This is a genomic window from Sphingobium aquiterrae (assembly GCF_037154135.1).
In the GTDB taxonomy this organism is placed as follows: domain Bacteria; phylum Pseudomonadota; class Alphaproteobacteria; order Sphingomonadales; family Sphingomonadaceae; genus Sphingobium; species Sphingobium aquiterrae.
Genome location: NZ_JBANFL010000038.1, coordinates 1 through 16,945, shown reverse-complemented (window position 1 = coordinate 16,945; position 16,945 = coordinate 1). Strand labels below are relative to the sequence as shown.

Annotated in this window: 11 protein-coding genes; 6 read left to right on the top strand and 5 right to left on the bottom strand. The window is 63.9% G+C overall.

What is annotated here, in order from left to right; translation table 11 throughout:
• Positions 1–402 precede the first annotated feature (402 nt).
• The 5 genes from WFP78_RS22880 to zorA form a co-directional block, all read right to left on the bottom strand.
• A complete protein-coding gene (locus tag WFP78_RS22880; RefSeq protein WP_336966794.1) occupies positions 403–1,998 on the bottom strand; it encodes a hypothetical protein in 1,596 nt (531 codons plus the stop codon).
• Positions 1,999–2,178: 180 nt separating this feature from the next.
• Positions 2,179–5,802 carry a DEAD/DEAH box helicase gene (locus tag WFP78_RS22875; protein ID WP_336966793.1) on the bottom strand — a complete coding sequence of 1,208 codons (3,624 nt, stop codon included), beginning with the start codon at positions 5,800–5,802 and terminating at the stop codon, positions 2,179–2,181.
• The gene (locus tag WFP78_RS22870) at positions 5,799–7,163 is read right to left on the bottom strand and encodes an EH signature domain-containing protein (RefSeq protein WP_336966792.1); all 1,365 of its coding nucleotides are present in this window, start codon (positions 7,161–7,163) and stop codon (positions 5,799–5,801) included. Before WFP78_RS22870 ends, WFP78_RS22875 begins: the two co-directional genes overlap by 4 nt.
• Positions 7,160–7,936, bottom strand: a complete 777-nt coding sequence (locus tag WFP78_RS22865) for an OmpA/MotB family protein (RefSeq protein ID WP_336966791.1) — start codon at positions 7,934–7,936, stop codon at positions 7,160–7,162. The genes WFP78_RS22870 and WFP78_RS22865 overlap by 4 nt, the downstream gene beginning before the upstream one ends.
• Positions 7,937–7,939: 3 nt before the next feature.
• Complete coding sequence (gene zorA / locus WFP78_RS22860; protein ID WP_336966790.1) at positions 7,940–9,952, bottom strand: anti-phage ZorAB system protein ZorA; 2,013 nt, start codon at positions 9,950–9,952, stop codon at positions 7,940–7,942.
• A gap of 1,030 nt (positions 9,953–10,982) precedes the next feature.
• Between zorA and WFP78_RS22855 the strand changes: the two genes are divergently transcribed.
• From WFP78_RS22855 to WFP78_RS22830, 6 genes are all read left to right on the top strand, one after another.
• Positions 10,983–12,029, top strand: coding sequence for an ArdC family protein (locus WFP78_RS22855; RefSeq protein ID WP_336966789.1), 1,047 nt, complete (start codon positions 10,983–10,985; stop codon positions 12,027–12,029).
• A complete protein-coding gene (locus tag WFP78_RS22850) occupies positions 12,026–12,457 on the top strand; it encodes a DUF2958 domain-containing protein (RefSeq protein WP_336966788.1) in 432 nt (143 codons plus the stop codon). The genes WFP78_RS22855 and WFP78_RS22850 overlap by 4 nt, the downstream gene beginning before the upstream one ends.
• A 109-nt stretch (positions 12,458–12,566) precedes the next feature.
• On the top strand, positions 12,567–14,405 hold the full coding sequence (locus WFP78_RS22845; protein ID WP_336966786.1) for a ParB/RepB/Spo0J family partition protein: 1,839 nt from the start codon (positions 12,567–12,569) through the stop codon (positions 14,403–14,405).
• Between the two features lie 107 nt (positions 14,406–14,512).
• Positions 14,513–14,956: a hypothetical protein gene (locus tag WFP78_RS22840; RefSeq protein ID WP_336966784.1), complete on the top strand. Its 444-nt coding sequence runs from the start codon at positions 14,513–14,515 to the stop codon at positions 14,954–14,956.
• Between the two features lie 705 nt (positions 14,957–15,661).
• Positions 15,662–15,982 carry a DUF736 domain-containing protein gene (locus tag WFP78_RS22835; RefSeq protein WP_336966783.1) on the top strand — a complete coding sequence of 107 codons (321 nt, stop codon included), beginning with the start codon at positions 15,662–15,664 and terminating at the stop codon, positions 15,980–15,982.
• Between the two features lie 405 nt (positions 15,983–16,387).
• The gene (locus tag WFP78_RS22830) at positions 16,388–16,744 is read left to right on the top strand and encodes a hypothetical protein (protein ID WP_336966781.1); all 357 of its coding nucleotides are present in this window, start codon (positions 16,388–16,390) and stop codon (positions 16,742–16,744) included.
• The last annotated feature ends 201 nt before the right edge of the window (positions 16,745–16,945 follow it).

The following is a 16,945-nucleotide window of genomic DNA, read 5'->3' as shown; positions in this document are numbered from 1 at the left end:
TCAACGTTCCGCCATCCTGACAGGGGGTCCCTTTTGCGCGCCGATAAGGGGTCCCGTTTGCACGCCGATTGACAGCGAAACCGCCATCACCAGCGCCCGCTTCTGTTCATCAGACCAATAGCGCCGCCGCTCAACACCTGAAATTACCGTCACCTGACCCATCGCACCGTCTCTAGTACCGGCGCAAACACCAGTGCTTGCACCGGTGCCATCTCCAAATATCAGCCAATCACCGCAAGGCGGCCCTCACCGGAGGCGTACGCCGTGGCAATGGCAAGCGCCGGAAAATCAGCGCCAAGCCGCCTGATCAGCGGTCCTCACCGAATGCGTACTGACGGGGCATTGAGCATGTGAATAGAGGTGGCGAAGGAGGCGCGAGAGGCGGACCTCGCACAGGATCGATCAACTCGCCCCGGATTTCCGATGTGCCGGCATGTCGGCGACGACGATCTGTTGGGTCTGTTCATCCCAGCTATAATAGATGCGCAGGCAATTTTCAGGCGCGCGCGTATTTCCGCCTGTCTTGACGTGCCATCCCGCAGTCAGCCGCTGTGATTGCCAGTCGAACGTAAATTCGTCGCTTCCGCACGGGGTATTGCGGATACCGTCCTCCAAGGACTCGTCCCGAAGTGAACCGCCCCCAATCTGCAGGCGCTCTCGGCAAACTCCTGCCAACCAGAGCATGCAGCGCGCCGCTTGCTCGACGTCCACAAAGAAGGCCTTCTTGCAGCCACGGCGGGCGGCGCCCGTCAGGGCCACCCGTCCGACCAGGGCTCGATCACACCATTCCTCGAATTCCATCCAGCTGTGCGGCAAGCTTTCCACATGGTCCCCGGCTTCGCCGCCAACCGGAAGTCTTTGGAGGAGACTTTGGACCTGGGCGGTGGCGTTCCGCTCCCGCAGTTCCGCTTCTTCGGCGCGAATATGGGCCTTACGCTCCTCGTCCAGAGCATATTGCTCGAGGTCCTTTGCCTCGTTCAACTCCTTTGCGAGCGCCGCGATCCTGGCCTCAGCGGCGTCGAGTTTTTCGCCATCGCTTGCGCCGCTGCTCGCGAGCCGTTCCTGTTCGGCCTTGCGACTGACACTGCGCAAGTGCGCGAACGGCAGTATATCCTCGCCCATCCGAATGGAGCGCGTGCTGAACTGTGCAACGCGCATCCTGATCTGCCGATCAATGACAGTGGCTTCGTTGCCGTTCGCGAGCTTGGTGCCAAGCCATAACGGGTGGCTGTAAGGATCTGCGTCATTGCCAAATCCGGGCATGTACATGCGCAGGCCACCGTCGAATACCGCCAGGCGTCTGCTGAAACGTTCGGTCAGCGCCCATGATGTTTCGGGTAGGATTGCCGCGACATGGGCCAGGCCGCAAAGCCCGGATGCCAATCTGTCTATATTGATTGGAAGCTGCGGATCGTTGCGATCCACGACGGACATCACCACCACCGGCAGTCGCCGCCGCGGATCCTCGAGCAGATCGAGAAAGGCGTCCTGCTCGTCGGTGTTGCTGACATACCAGGGCAGGGCAGACAATGCGTGGCCATCACTTGTCAGGCCCACCGTATCGACAAGCTGGCGGATGTAGCCTGGTCCAGCGGGCGCAATATCAAGTTCTGCCTCCCCGCTTCCCACGATCAGGCGCGCTGCAAATCGTGGCGATCGATCGGGCGTGCGCCACAATATGGCTTCTGACGTCCATATACGTCCGGCGACCGTCTTGTCCGGATCTTCCTGTCGGAGTGCCCATGCCTGAATCTCCGGCAGGTCAACCTCGATGGCGCTGCTGTTGCGCCCGGCGGCAAGGAGTTCGAAGCTCCTGCCCGCCATCGCCTCGGTTGGAAGCTGACCGCCACTGCGCCGCTGCGCCCATTTCAGGATTTCGCGTCGAGCCTGATCGATGGCGCCGACGTTATCCGGCAGGTCAGCGGCAATGTGGAGCACCTGATGTTCGCGTACTAGGCGGCCGGCCAGAGGGGCTAGCGCATCTCGGAACGTCGTCATATAGCGATCCCGTCATCACATTCAGAAGGTTCTGGCGGAGCAATTCCACCGCGCGCGCTGTTCCGCCGTGGTCCCGTCTCCGGCCAGCCAACCTGTGTGCCGAACGCTTGCGTCGGTGCCCGTCGTGGCGCGCCATCTACCACAAGGAAGCCGATCGGGCTAATCATCGGATGCCCCCGATCACTGCGGAAAACAGCCGACGACGCAGCGCCGGTCATTCCGCATCACGCCGTCGATGCCATTGTCGAGATCCCACAGGATCGAGCGTCCAGACGCTAGCCTCGCGGTGATCTCGCGCGCGTGGAAGGTGCGATTGATCCGCTTCGAGATCTGGACGTGCCGCAAGCTTGGCCCTGCGACAAAGCTCGTCTGCCAGCGGCGTTCGAGGTCGACGCGCTGCTCGACATCCTTTTCGTCCCAGTTCTCGACGCTTTCAGCATCAAGGGTATGACAGGTGACAGCGTCGATCCGGCGCGCGGCGGTCGCCAGTCGCCTGACGAACTCGACCAGATGCTGACGATTGTGGTGGCGCGCACAGGCATAGGGGTCTTTGATCAGCAGCTCGACGACGTGGTCGCCGCTGATCGGTGCAAGGAAGATCGCGAAGTCGCGTTGTTTGTTGGGTTCGAATACATAGCGGCCAGGAGCTGCCAGCTTCTCCGTCACCTGTGCGACCGGCCCAGCGCTTAGCGTCGGCCGCTTTGGCGGCACGGTGTCGGGCGCGCGAGCGGGCGGGAGCGCTGGTGGCGGCGCTTCATCTTCGACGACGAGAGCTAAAGCCAAGGGTTCAAGTGGTTCGTCTACAGGCGGTGGGTCCGCCTTGGTAGCGGGCGCCTCTGCCATATCCTGTAACGGATCATTGCCCAGAATATCATCAAACAGGGTGCTGGTGTCGCTGTCGTCCTCGCCCGGAATGAGCAGGCCGCGGCTTAGCTCGCGCTTGCGGGTCATCAGCGCGTCGAGCTTCAGATCGAAGCTGGATGGACCGAGCGCCGGATCAGGATGCACCGACTGGGGAAGATAGACATGGACGTCCCGTGTCTGCCCTATGCGAAACACCCGGTCGGTCGCCTGGTCTTCGACGGCTGGGTTCCACCAGCGTGAAAGATGGATGACATGGTTCGCCGCCGTCAGAGTCAGGCCAACGCCGCCCGCCTTGGGCGACAGGATCATGACGTCGAACCCGGGCTTGCGACGCTGGAACTGCTGGACCGCGATCTGACGCGCATCGCCCGTCACCCCGCCGTGGATTCGCGGAACTTGGTGGTCGAGGCCGTAGCGGCGACGGATTTCACTCGCGAGGAGCGCCTGCATGGCGAGGCTCTCGCAGAAGACCAAGGCCTTCTCGCTCTTCGCCTTGATTGCGTCGAGCGTGTCGAAGGCGGAGCGCAATCGCGCCGATTCCTCAAAATAGCCATCGGCGGCGTCTTCTGGCGCGTAGGGGTGGAGCGAAACCCCGCGCAGCATGTGCAGAATCTCGAGCATATGCCCGCGCTTGCCTGTGCCCTTCGCCGCCATCGCGCGCTGGATCACGCGCTCATAGGCGCCGGCCTGCGAACGCGGCATCGGCACTGGCAGCGCATGGATATGCTTTGCCGGCAGCCCCGGAAGACAGTCATCCTTCATGCGGCGCAGCAGGAGCGGGGGACGCCGCTCTTGGGGCTCAGTGAGGAGTCCATTGAGCGCGCGCAGGCGTTTCGCATCCGATGCGGGATAGCTGGTCTCGAACGCTTTACTGGAGCCAAGCAAGCCAGGATGGACGACGTCGAATATCGACCATAGGTCCTGGAGCCGGTTTTCGACCGGCGTTCCGGTCATCGCGAGCTGAAAGCGTGCGTTGAGCGTCTTGCTCGCGCGCGTCATCTGGCTTGCCGGGTTCTTGAGCTTCTGCACCTCGTCATAGATAATCGCGGCGAAGGGCTGTCGCGCGAAACTCAGATGATAGTCGCGCATCGTCTCATAGGTCGTAAGCACGATACCGGCATGCGCCCAGACATCTGCATCGATCGCGGCACGGCCCAGTTCGATATCGCGGCCAGCTTCTTCGCGCGCACGGTTGAGCCCCGCACCATAGGCGCTGACTACGGGACCCAGCGTGTCGGGATCGAGATGTTGCTCGATTTCGGCCCTCCAGTTTGCGAGCAGACCCGTCGGGGCGACGATAAGCACCGGCCTTGGTGATGCCTGCTCGGTTCGCAGCCAGGCAAGGAAAGCAAGCGCCTGATAGGTCTTGCCGAGACCCATATCGTCGGCCAGCAACGCACCCGGCATCCCCGCGCGCCAGCAGGACACGAGCCAGTTGAACCCCGCAACCTGATGGAGCTTCGGGCTGGACCGAAGGCTCGTCGGAATCGCAGCGGAGACCGCATCGAGCGTCGCTGGAGCAGAAGCGAGCGGCGCGTAGGCGACATCCTCGAGATTGTCGCGAACCTGCAGGAAGTAGCGCTGCGATGCAATCGGTGGCAGCTCCGCACCCGCGCCATCCTCTTCCGCGGCGCGGACGATCTCCGCTAGATCGGTCAGGGCGCTCCGGGCCTGCTCCGTCGCAGGAACTTCGGTGTCGCCGATCATGAAGCTTGGCCGGTCGTCGTGCAGGGCCGATTCAACTGCGGTGACCGCGGGCTCGATCTGGTCGGGCCTGATCTCGACTATCGTATCGTCCGGCGGATCGCCGATGCGCAGGCCGAATGACTCGGGGAGCCAACTGTTGGGCTTGGGCTTGATCCAGGGCAGCACGGGCTTGCGCCAGATATCGATACCGGACACACGCTCCGAGAATTGTTGGGTCTCCACGAACAGTGCGGCTGCCTGCGCCGCATCGACACCATCATCCAGGAGCGCTTCTGCCACCTTGCGCTGTGGACTGCGGGCAAACTGGCGACGCTGCTCCGCGCTCCCCGACTGTGCTTCGCGGACGACCTTGAGCGCGCGGTGCAGCACTGGATCGAGGAAAAGGATCGATCCGGCATCGAGGAGATAGGCGCGCCGCGATCCGTCCCCCTGGCGGAACCGGCGGGCAAAGATCGCCTGCTGCGCGGGTGGGAGCAGGCCGTCCGCCACCTCGTCGAGCACGGCGCCATCCTCGGTCTCCCGCATGCGGTCGGGACTGAACAGCACCGGATCGAAATCAAAGCCATCGGTCGATGGATGGAGGTCGAGTGAAAATCCCGCTGCGTAGCTGAGCCGCAGCCTTTCGATGAAGCCGTCGGGCTTGATCAGCGACCGGTCGTCGTCACCGATCGCCTGGCGGAGCGCCGCGAGGGCCGCCTGACGCTCGGCATCGTCCGCGGCGGCATTGAGCCGTGCTACCAGCTGGAGCGTCGTCCAGATCGGATCGGCGACCCGCCATTCCTTGCCTTCGAACTTCAGCCGGGCGCCGGCGAAACTGACCGGCGCCGGCAGGCCATTGGTCTTCGTCCAGCGTGTCTCGATCCGGAAATCGGCCTGATGGGCGACCCCGATCGACTGAAGATTGAGGGCGAGCCGCGCGACGGGCGGCAGCCCGAGGCTCGACGCTTCACTTTCGGTGAGCTGGGCGACAAGCGACGGGTGCAGTGTCACGTGGGATTCTGTCGTGGCCACCAAAAATGTGCCATCGCGCGCCTGATCCCCATCGCCGATCGCCTGAAACAGACGGGCTAGCGCCGGTCGTGCCGGCGCAGGGGCCTCGATCACCCAGGCGTCGAAGGGCAGGAGGGTCTGGCTGGCGCGGCCAAAAAACCGCCCGCTTTCAATGCGGACCAGTTCGATCCTCTCGCCATCACCATCGGCCCTGGCTTCAAAGCGAAGTTGGATATCGCTCACCAGCCGACTCCGTGCTTGGGATGCCGGATGCCGGCACTATGATAGACATGCCGCGCGAATTTCGGCTGCCAGCCGTTCGGGGGATTGTGCGGGATGGCTTTGAACCCTTCGCCAGCGGCCATGGCGCGCAAAGATGTTCCATTATACTGCCGCTTATAGAGAAGGGGTGCCTTGGCATCGACCGCGCGCCAGAAACGGCAGCTGCCATTATCGCTCCACTCCGCTATGCGGATGTCCCCAATCGAGAAAATCAGCGCCGATTGCGCCGATGTCGCGCCGCCGCCCTCCAGCGTGGCATAGACCATCGTTTGGTCTTCAAGGAATTTGCGCGCCAGCCGCTCGGCCTGCGACCCAAAGGCAAACCAGGCGTCTGTGATGAAGCCGGCATCGAGATAGGCGAGCCAGAAGTCAGTCCGCTCCTTCCACTGGTCGCGCCGCTCGACGGTCTTTGCGACGACAGAAAAGAACTCCCGCACCGTGGCCCGCACCAGCCAACGTCGCAGTACCGCAAAGGCATTGTCGACATCCGCGCCGGGCACCTGGTCGAGCACATCGCGGCGAAGGGCTGCCCAGCGCGGGGGCGCCAGCCGCGGATCACCGTTGCGCTTCACCAAGAGACCGCTGATGAGGCGCTGGTGAGCGTCTGAGCAGGTGTCGGCGATCCAAGGCGCTAGAAGCGCATAAGCGAGGATCGCGTTGAGCTCCTTCGTCGCCGGAAAGCGATCGAACAGGGCGATCAGCCGACGACCGCTTTGCTGCGCGATATCGCCGCGATGAGACGCTGCTGCCTCGCAGGCCGACAGCAGCGATTCCTCGACAAAGGCGCCATTGGCAAGGTCGCCATCCAGGCCGATATCGCGCAAGAGCTGTCCAGGATCATCGGTCGAAAGTAACGCCATAGACAGCCGTACAGGGCCCAGATCAGGCTTCCAGAGATCCCAGGCGGTGCCACGTGCGCGCCAAGGCCAATCGTGGCGATTGGCTACGAAAGCACTGGCATGAGTGAGATGATTGAAGGCTGGATGGCCGAGCGGGAAATTGCGCAGGTACGCGGTGATGATCGCACGGTCGATGCTCTTGCGGTCGCGGCGCACGCTATTATCGAGCAGCGGGGTCGCCATGGCGTCAAGGGATTCTTCACCCCAGATGCCGTCGATGAGTCTCCTGAGATCCTTCGGCTTGAGCTCGGCGCCCGGATCAATCCTCGCAAGAAAGTGCTTCCACGCCTCCTTCACGCGCGACGTGCCCATTCCTTCGGCCGTGATGCGCTGTTCAGCGCGCTCGATCTCGATCCTGTCACCGCGACGCGGCAGCTTTACGACAGCGGCAGCGCGCTCGCAGGCCTGTTTGAGCGCGCTCACGGCTTGTTCAGGATGCGACTCATCGCTTCCCCCTCCGCGCTCTTGGGCGTCACCATCAGGAATCTCAGGTCAATCCTGCGATTCTGTGCCTTGATCTGATCCGGCGTCCCATGCGCATCCGGTACCGCGCGGCGTTCGCCATAGCCGGCGACGCCCAGGATCGGTACGGGCGTGTGGCCCGAGCTGTTTACGAGCTGCTCGAGTTCGGGATGCGTGTCGGTCAGCTGCCGGAACGTGTTCGTCGCCCGGAGCGCCGAAAGATCCATATTGTCCTGGAGCACCCCGCCGCCCGAGAGCGGGTCGCTGTCGGTATGTCCTTCGATGAAGATCGCATCGATCTTGTTGGCGGCCACAGCCTTGCCGCGACAAGTCGGTCCGCCGGGCGCATGATCGGTGTAGCAGGGGAGAACCGCCGACAGCTCGTCCGCGACAATCCCCACAGCCTGGCGGCCTTGGGGGGACAGGGCGAACTGGCCGGTGTCGAACAGGATGCTGTTGGGCAGGCTGAGCACACCGGTTTCGGCATCGATCCTGACCGTGAGATTATAGGGCTTGAGCCGCTTGTCGAGGCGCTCCTTGAGCGTTTCCAGGATCTCACGGCGCGTCTGGCCAGCACTCGTCAGCGTATCGGTCGTCTGCCGGAACTGCAGCGCGAAGTAGAGCAGCAGGATAATGAAAATGAACAGAAGCCCGACCATCATGTCGGCCATCGACACGAAGTAGCTTTCCTCTTCCTCCTCGGACCGGCTCCGGCGCACTCCGCGACTGTCCATGTGCTAAGCCTGGGGCTGCATCTTGCCGAGCAGATCCTCGATCTGTTCGGCGAGTTCGGTGAGTGGCTCCAGCGCTGCGGACAGTTTGTCGACCGCGCCCGCCAGTGCGTTGTCCATGCGCCCGACCTGCTCGTTGAGATGTGCTGCATGTTCGCCAGACGCACCCTTGATCTGGTCCAGCGCGCTCGCCAACGCCTTGTCGACGCCTTCGAAGCGATCACGATAGTCGTTCCACGCTTTGGTTGCGGACTCGGTTGTTTGCGTGAGGCGTTCTGCGATGGCCGTGATGGACGTCTGATTTTGTCCGGCGGCCTCGGTCTGGCGGACAAGCGCGTCCTGCACCCGCCCCACTGCGGCGCCGATCGTCTCGGTGGCGGTACGGATCGGTGCGGCGGCCGACTGGAGATCGTTGGCCGCCCGGTTGAGCGTGCTCGCAATCCCGTCGGCAGCAACCCCGGCATCGACGAGTTTGCTGGCATGTGAATCCGACGCCTGCGCAGACCGTTCGATACTCGTCGCCAGCGATTCCATCCGGCCGGCGGTCGATCGAAGCGTATCTATAAGCCCGGAACTCGCTTCATCGAAGCGAGAGCCGAACGCGGCGAAGGCGCTTGAAATCGCCTTGGCGCTTTCCTCGCTGGCCTTCGCCACGGCATCGTCGATCGATTTCCCCAGGCCAGTCGATGCGCGCGACGTTGCCGCCTCGAGCGCCTCAGCGGCGCGCGCCAGGAGATCGGCGTTGCGGTCCGCTGCCGCATCGGCACCGGCGGTGAGCTTGGTTCCAATATCGGCGATCTCGCCACGCATCTGGTCGAAGGCGGTCTGGATGCCACTGGTCGCCTGCGCAAACTGCGCCACCGCGCCATTGCTTGCGGTTTCCGCTGATTCGGTCAGCTTCGCGCCGGTGGCATCGATGCGCTCGTGGAGGGCGCCGAACATTTGCGACATGCGATCGGAAGCGACGGAAAAGTCGCGCGCCGCCTGTGCGATCTGGTCGTTCGCGGCGCGACCCGATCCCTCGATCTGTTCGTGCATCGACGACAGTCTGGTTGTCATCCCGTCAAGCGCTGCGCCCAACTGGGCCATTTCCGCACCCGCATTCTTGCTGAGCGCGTCCCCCAGCTCCTTGCCGATCTGGTTGAAGCTGCCATTCTTGAAATCGTCGATGCTCGTCTGGATGCCGCCGAGCACCTGAACCATCGGTTTCATCTGGCGCTCGAGATTTTCACCGATCGCGATGGCAAGCTCGTGGCTGAAGCTTTTGAGCGCCGTCGTCTGCTCCTTGGTCTCGCGCAACTGTTCGGCTGCGATACGCTGAGGCGGTGAGAAAAGCGTGCCTCGATCCAGCGCATCGACGATACACTCGAGCTGGCGCTGGTTCGCGGAATGCCAATGTCGGTCGAAGAAGCGCAGGATGATCGAGGCGAGCACCCCGGCTATCGACGTCCAGAATTTGACGGATGTGATGGTCAGCAGGTTGATCAGGGCCGGCGTCATGTTGGCCGAGCCATTGGCGGCACTGAGCGCTGTCACGGTGGTCGTGAGCGCGGCGACGATCCCCAGAAAGGTGAAGGTCAGTCCCAGGGCGACGAAGATGTTCGCCCACCAGGCCAGCACCCGTGTGTCATCGCCCAAATGGAGGAAATATCCATCGGCGCGCATCGTTGCCCGCATGGGCACTTCCGATTCGTCGAGGATCGTCTCGCGGAATTGGCTCCAAGCCTGACGGATCTCATGCGCCTCGCGACCGCCGGCGACCATCGACGCATCCAGGTCATAGAAGCGCTCGGCAAAGTCTCGCTGCGCACCCTCGGTATCCTCAGCGTCCAGTATCGGGGCGAAGGCCCGGACGCGCTCTTTGAGAGTCCGTGATAGCGGGCGGTGATAGCGGATATAGTTGCGCACAATGATGAATGCGCACAGCAACAATAGACTTAGTGAAATCCAGAGAGCCGTCAGCGGGTTGCCAAAGACGAGGACAACCAGCCCGTTCACCGGGTTAATATGTGTTTCCATTGCCCCCCCAATTCCTGCCCTGAGAACGTGATAGCCAAGCTACGACCATCACGCACGCGAAATGGCTGAAGTACGGCGAGAAATGTCTCCAGTCTGACGACGACGCGTGTGCTGCGCGGTCTTGCTAATCAGTGCGTCGGCGCAGTCGAACTCGGCTCGCCGGGGAGGGAGCGTTCCCGAGGCATCCGGTCGGGGGTGACCTCGCCAAGCGCGCGATACATGGCGCTTAAACACCGACCGCGCCGCAATCGGCGATCTTGTTTCAATCGTTCACGCTGCGGTCTGGTTACGACTGCTCTCAGCCGAGGCGGTCGTTCAGCAACGCGGATGGGAATGACGGCTTTGTCCCAGCTGCCGCCTACGCCTGTCGGTAGAGTCAGGAAGTGGCGCGGTGTTGTGCGGCGTGCCTGTGGGGCTTGTGGTGCCAACCGAGAAGTAGTTAGCCATTGCGCGCGACACCCGGTTCATCTTGGCCGCCAGATATGTGGTATCCTGCGATGGTTTTCCGATGCTTCGTGCACGTCAGGCATAGGCTGAACGTGTCGGCTAGGCATATCCCTTCGTCATCGACCATATCCGGGTTCTGCCTTCTGCGCGGTGCCGCGACACTATGTCGATGCCATTGATCGTCGCGATGGGAATCGAGGATAAAGGGCACCCGGCCTAGGCCGAACGCGCTCTATGCCCCCTCGCATCGCTCGGCGGCACCCAGCCTCTCGCGGGTCTGGTCCATTCGGTAACGATCGCGGGCGCGGGCGTCGGTGCCCTGCGGTCCCGACCAACGGACGCCGCGCGGGCGCGCGGCGACGCTTTTGTTGTGAGCCTCTCCCATCAAGCGGGAGCAGGCGGCGCTCCCTCCTAGGCCCTTCGTGGTCGTCGGCAACCCGCGGCGCTTCGCTGGCGGGTGCTCCACTGACGTTGCGCCCTTCGGTGCCGACGCCCGCCGGAGCAGGCCTTTCCAGTCGCGTTTCGCCGCCCGCCCCCGCTTTGCGGGGAGGCTCATGTTTTTGGGGCGGAAGGAGGACAGGACATGGCTAAAAACGGAAACCGTCGCGCAACAGGCCGTAATCGCAGGCAAGAGGCCCAGCCCGAACGGATCAACCTCTACGACGAGGTGACCGCCAAGATCATCGGTCAGCTTGAGGAAGGGCGCGTCCCATGGGTCCAGCCTTGGGCATCGTCCGGTGACGCTCTGGCCAGCGGGGCACTGGCCCCCGGCCTTCCGCGCAATGCGCTGACGGCGCGAACCTATTCGGGCGTGAACATATTGATCCTTTGGGGCGCAGCCATAGAAAAAGGCTATCCCGCACAAGGCTGGCTTACCTTCCGCCAAGCGCTCGACGCGGGCGGCTGCGTTCGCAAGGGAGAGCAAGGGACGACCGTCGTCTATGCCGACCGCTTCACCCCCGAAGCGGAGAAAGAGAAGGCGCGCGAAACCGGGGGCGACGCCAAGTCGGTCGCTTTCCTCAAACGCTTTACCGTTTTCAACGTCTCGCAATGCGAAGGACTGCGCCCCGGCCTTGCAGCAGACCCCGCCCCCTTGCCGGAACGGCAGATCGTCCCGGTCGCCGAGGCACTGATCGCCGCCAGCGGCATTGATTTCCGCACGGGCGGCGACAAAGCCTATTATGTGCCGAGCCAGGATTTTGTGCAGGTGCCGCCGCAACCGGCCTTTTTCGAGCAGATCAATTTTTACCGGACCTGTCTGCACGAATTGACCCACGCGACAGGGCACGCTTCGCGTCTCGACCGCAAGCTCATCAACAGTTTCGGCAGCAAGGATTATGCCCGCGAGGAACTGATCGCCGAAATGGGATCGGCTTTCCTCTGCGCCGCGCTCGGTATCGTCCCCACCGTGCGCCACGCCGATTATATCGGCGCATGGCTCGACGTGCTGCGCGAGGATAACCGGGCGATCTTCCGCGCGGCAGGCGCGGCCAGCAAGGCGGCCGAATGGCTCCTGTCGCGCAACCGCGAGGCGGAGCAAAACCGCAGCCCGATGAACGACGCGGAGAACGCGCCGACCGCACTGCCCGCCCCGGCTGCAATCGACGCGCAGGCACGGAGGGCGGCATGATCCTCCTCACCCCCGATATTCGCTATGCGCTAAGCGCCAACGCGATCAACAGCGCCGCCGCGATGGCGCAGAGTAAGCCCTTCGATCCGGTGCCGGTCGTCAAATTCTTCAATCCACTAGGCGCAGGCACATGGCTGGTGACCGAACTCTATTCTGACAACGACACACTGTTCGGCCTTGCCGACCTTGGGTTCGGCTGCCCGGAAATGGGCGTTTTCTCGCTCACCGAAATCCAGAGCATCCGCCTGCCCTATGGCATGAGCATCGAACGCGATCTGGGCTTCTACAGCCCGCACAGCCTTTCCCGCTGGGTCGACACGGCGCGCCGCGCCGGTTCCATCATTCAAGCCGAGCAGCTTTTGATCCGCGATCAAACGGTCCCGCTTCCCGACCTTCCGACCGATCCCAACCAAGGGACGGCAGGATGACGCGCGGCGCGTAACGCCGCTTTTCCAAAGCCGGTTCGCACGCCGATCAGAGCGGCGGACCTTTGCAGGGAGACAGGTGGCTCCCGAAAAATGCACAAGGAGTGATGACATGAAACTCGATTTTATCCCGCTCGATAAGCTGTCCGTCAGCACGGCCAATATGCGCTTTTCCAAGAGCGTTCCCGATGTATCGGACATATTGCCGACCGTGCGTAAGCGCGGCGTGATCCAGCCGGTCATCGTCCGACCGAATTGCACGCCCGGCGCGTTTGAAATCATTGCCGGTTCCCGCCGCTTTCACGCCGCTTTGATCGTCGCGGAAGAAAAGCGCGCGATGGGCGAGGCGGACTGCGAAATCGCCTCGCTGCCCTGCGCCATAATCGAAGACGGGGACGACGCCGATGCGGTCGAAGCCTCGATGATCGAAAATATGGCCCGGCGCGATGCCGACGAGGTGACCCAATGGGAGAGCTTCACCCGGCTGGTAAAGGAAGGCCGCAGGACCGACGATATCGCCGCGACCTTCGGCCTGCCCGAACTCACCGTGCGCCGGGTGCTGGCGCTGGGCAATCTTCTGCCCCGCATCCGCCGCCTCTATGCCAGAGACGAGATCGACCGGGCGACCGTCCGTCACCTGACCCTCGCGTCCAAGAGCCAGCAAAAATCATGGCTTGCCCTGCTGGATGACGAGGACGCTTATGCGCCGGTCGGCCATCAGTTGAAGGCATGGCTGACAGGCGGCCAGTCCATCGGCACCCGACATGCGCTGTTCGACATCGAGGAGAGCGGACTGTCGGTGATTTCGGACCTGTTCGGCGAAGACAGCTATTTTGCCGATCCCACGGCCTTCTGGGCCGCGCAGGACGCCGCGATCCACCCCCGGCGCGAAGCCTATCTGGACGAAGGCTGGAACGATGTCGTGATCGTGCCGCCCGCCGAGCATTTCTCGGCCTGGGAATATGTGAAGACCAGCAAGCGGCATGGCGGACGCATCTATGTCGATGTGCGTGACACAGGCGAAGTCACCTTCCATGAAGGCTATCTGAGCCGCAAGGAAGCCGAGCGGATCGCCAAGGGACAGGCCAGCGGTTCCGGCGGCAAGGTCGCCCGCCCCGAAATCACCTCGACCATGCAGACCTATCTCGACCTGCATCGCCATGCCGCCGTTCGCGCGGTCCTGACCGGCCATCCCGCCGTCGCGCTGCGCCTCATGGTCGCCCATGCCATCGTCGGGTCCAGCCTCTGGGCGATCCGCGTCGAGCCGCAGACCAGCCGCAACGACCTTGTCGCGCAGAGCATCGAAAATGCGCCGGGAGAGGCGGGTTTCGACCATATGCGACGCAAGGTGCTGGCCCTGCTGGGCTTCGACGCGGAAGAACCAACCGTTATCGGCGGCGAGGGCGACGGTTTGGGTCCCGATACCGGTCTTGTCGCGGTCTTCCTGCGCCTGCTCGAACTCGACGATGCCCAAGTGATGGATGTGATCGCCATCGTCATGGGCGAAAGCCTCGCCAGCGGCAGCGCCGCCATCGATGCGGTCGGCCTCCATATCGGCATCGACATGGCGGACTATTGGCAGGCGGACGAGGCCTTTTTCTCCGCTTTGCGCGACCGCGAGATATTGGGGCATCTGGTCGCAGACGTCACCGACCCGGCCATAGCGACCGCCAATGCAGGCGAGAAGGCCAAGACGTTGAAGATCATCGTGCGCGATGCACTCGACGGCACCAACGGACGCGACAAGAAGGATCGCTGGGTGCCGCGCTGGATGCAGTTCCCGCCATCGGCCTATTCGCAACGGGGCGGGGTCGGAACGGTTTCCGCCCATGCGCGGGTCGAAGCGGCCATTCAGGGGCATGATGCGCCCCAGCCCGATCCGGGCGCACCGGGCAACGTCGTTCCGCTGCCGGACGACCGGGAGGAAGGGATCGAGCGCCTTGCCGCCTGATCTGTTCGCGCGGGCGGCGCTGCGCCGCCGCCCGCTTGTCGTCCGCAATCGAATATTCTGCGCGCCGCCTCAGTTCCGGCGGCGGCGCGCCTCTTGGGAGTTTCATCATGGTTGATCGGGTTTCGCTTTCCATCACGCTCGGCGGCGAGCTGTCCGCTGCCCTGCTCGCCGATCTTCTTGCCATCGTTCAAAGCGAGGGTCTGGCCCTCGATTATGTCGCAGAACCCTTCACGGCCGACGACTTTCCTGCCGATGGGCCGCTCTCGCTCTACGCCCATGAGGTGGCCTGGGGTCGGGTCGACCGGCTGGAGGGCTTCTGTGTCGCCCATGGCCTGCCATTCGCCCGCTGGTCGGGCGGGAGCGCGGCGCAGTTCGGCCCGGAGCGTGCCGTCTTCACCGGGGCGGGTGAGGCCAGCCTCTATGCCGCCGACGAAGATGATGAGGTCGTCATCTCCATGGACCGGGCCGAGCGGCTCGGCAGCTATGAGGCTATCATGACCTATTTCACGGCGGCAAATTTCTGCGTTCCCCCATTGCGGTTCGTGGCCTGAAGCCGCGCCCCCGTCTCGCGCACGCGAGACGGGGGCGCGGCTTCAGGCTGGGCCGCCTGCTTTTCGGCGCGGCGGCGGGGCGCGGCTGCTTATGACAGGGACGCGGCGATACGCTCCCCGCTTCCGAGACCAACAATATCGCTGGGGGCGGCATAGCGCATCGTGGCTGTCGCGGCGGTGGCGGCCCATGCGGCGGCAGGGCAGGCGCGCACAGCGCCAGGGCGGGCTAACGCAGCGGGGGCCGCATGGACGAGCCCTATCGCCATCGTGCGAACCCGCGCTCGCGACTCGATCCCCCCGGCAGGCAGGACCTGGAGAAGGCGGATGGGCATGGCACCGGCTTCGCCAACGGGAAATCTGCTGTCGCGCGCCGCATCGGGCCGAACCCACCATCTTCGCCATGGCGTGCCGACTGCTAACGGATAAGGTCGTTGCCAAGGCCATGGTCCTGCTGCCCTCGCGGCCACTGGCCGGGTGAAGTGCGTTGACCTGGCAGCGTCTCGTGCGCCCCTCAAAACCATCGTCTCACTCCTATTTCCCCGCCGTTCCGGCTCCTCGCGGCCGCTTCGCTTGCAAATAGCAGCGGGCCTCCGGTCCTCCGCTTGACGCTTCGGCCTGCCGGTTCGGGGGCGCTCAGCGCGCCGCCTGACGGTCCGCACGCCCGGCGGATCGGCCGCAAGGGCATCAGACCCAAGGAGATTTGACATGCCAGCCATCGGTTACGTTCAGCGCCTCGACAATGCCGGTTTCAAGGGTGTCCTCAAGACACTCGCGGTTCGTGCCGAGATCGAGATTATTCCCAATCGGGGCAAAACCGGCGATCAGCCCGACTATCGCATCCTCTCGGGCGGCTCGGAACTGGGCGGGGGCTGGATTCGCACCGGCGAGGTGTCGGGCCGCGAATATATCCGCGTCGCAATGGCGGCCCCGGAACTGGGCGCGCGCACCATCTACGCCAATCTCGGCCGCGCCGCCGGCCAGGACGATGAGGACAGCTACGCTCTCATCTGGAACCCTGACGTCTGAAGACGAACGGCCCCGCGCCCTCCCGGCGCGGGGTTTCCCGGCAAGCGCCGCGATCGGCCAGCGCGCAGGCGTCTGGCCGATCGCCTTTCCAGTCGCTCAGGTCTTCATCCGGCAGCGTCGATCGGCGATCTTGCAGGAAAGGCCGCTGCGGAAGCGTCGGCGCTGCCGACGGCCCCTCTTGGTTGAAGGGAGAGGGTGGCGCGTCGAAACCTTCCCATCCTGACGGGCGGCGGCGCGGCTTTCAAGGCTCGCAGGTTCCCCCCAATTTGGCTTCGCAAATCGGCTCCCCCTCGCGCCCGCTGACGCGGCGCGCGCTGACGCGCAGCGGCCCTGACAGCCTTCCGGCGCTCGTCCCTCCCTGCCGGTCCTCGATCGGCGAGGACGCAAGCACAAGGAGACATTCTCATGAGCATCGTTCAGCCCATTGCCCTTGCATCGGATCGCGTCATGGCGGCTCTGGTCGCAGGTCTTGAACTGGAATTCGGCTGCGGCGCAGGGCAAGCCCTTGCGGCCCGCTTCATGGAAGCCGAAGAGATCGACATCCATTGGGACGCCCGTGCCGACGAACGCTGGATCGGCTTCTATGTCACGCAGGATGACAATCTGGACCTCGATCGTGTCGCGGCGCACGGCTTTCTGGACGGACGCTGGTTCGTCGCGATCTTCATCGTCGATGGCGACGGCAATGCCCATGGACTGCTGAGCTGCAGGACATTTGCATCGGCCGATGCAGCGGCCCAGGCCTTCGCGCAGGCGCGATGAGCCGGGCCGCTTCCGGGGCGCCCGATGGCGCCCCGGGTTTACAGATTGGCGGGGGGGGGGGGGGGGGGGGGGGGGCGCGGGGGGCCCCCCCCCCCCCCCCCCCCCCCCGGGGGGGGGGGGGGGGGGGGAATGAACCACGGCCAACAACAAAAAAAAAAAGTACGAAAACTTGAGAAGAAACAGGCCCGGCCGGGACCGAAG

What these genes read in the sequence shown, in the direction of transcription:
- WFP78_RS22880 (WP_336966794.1), bottom strand. Translation starts at nt 1,998, where the DNA reads ATGACGACGTTCCGAGATGCGCTAGCCCCTCTGGCCGGCCGCCTAGTA.
- WFP78_RS22865 (WP_336966791.1), bottom strand. Translation starts at nt 7,936, where the DNA reads ATGGACAGTCGCGGAGTGCGCCGGAGCCGGTCCGAGGAGGAAGAGGAA.
- zorA (WP_336966790.1), bottom strand. Translation starts at nt 9,952, where the DNA reads ATGGAAACACATATTAACCCGGTGAACGGGCTGGTTGTCCTCGTCTTT.
- WFP78_RS22855 (WP_336966789.1), top strand. Translation starts at nt 10,983, where the DNA reads ATGGCTAAAAACGGAAACCGTCGCGCAACAGGCCGTAATCGCAGGCAA.
- WFP78_RS22850 (WP_336966788.1), top strand. Translation starts at nt 12,026, where the DNA reads ATGATCCTCCTCACCCCCGATATTCGCTATGCGCTAAGCGCCAACGCG.
- WFP78_RS22845 (WP_336966786.1), top strand. Translation starts at nt 12,567, where the DNA reads ATGAAACTCGATTTTATCCCGCTCGATAAGCTGTCCGTCAGCACGGCC.
- WFP78_RS22840 (WP_336966784.1), top strand. Translation starts at nt 14,513, where the DNA reads ATGGTTGATCGGGTTTCGCTTTCCATCACGCTCGGCGGCGAGCTGTCC.
- WFP78_RS22835 (WP_336966783.1), top strand. Translation starts at nt 15,662, where the DNA reads ATGCCAGCCATCGGTTACGTTCAGCGCCTCGACAATGCCGGTTTCAAG.
- WFP78_RS22830 (WP_336966781.1), top strand. Translation starts at nt 16,388, where the DNA reads ATGAGCATCGTTCAGCCCATTGCCCTTGCATCGGATCGCGTCATGGCG.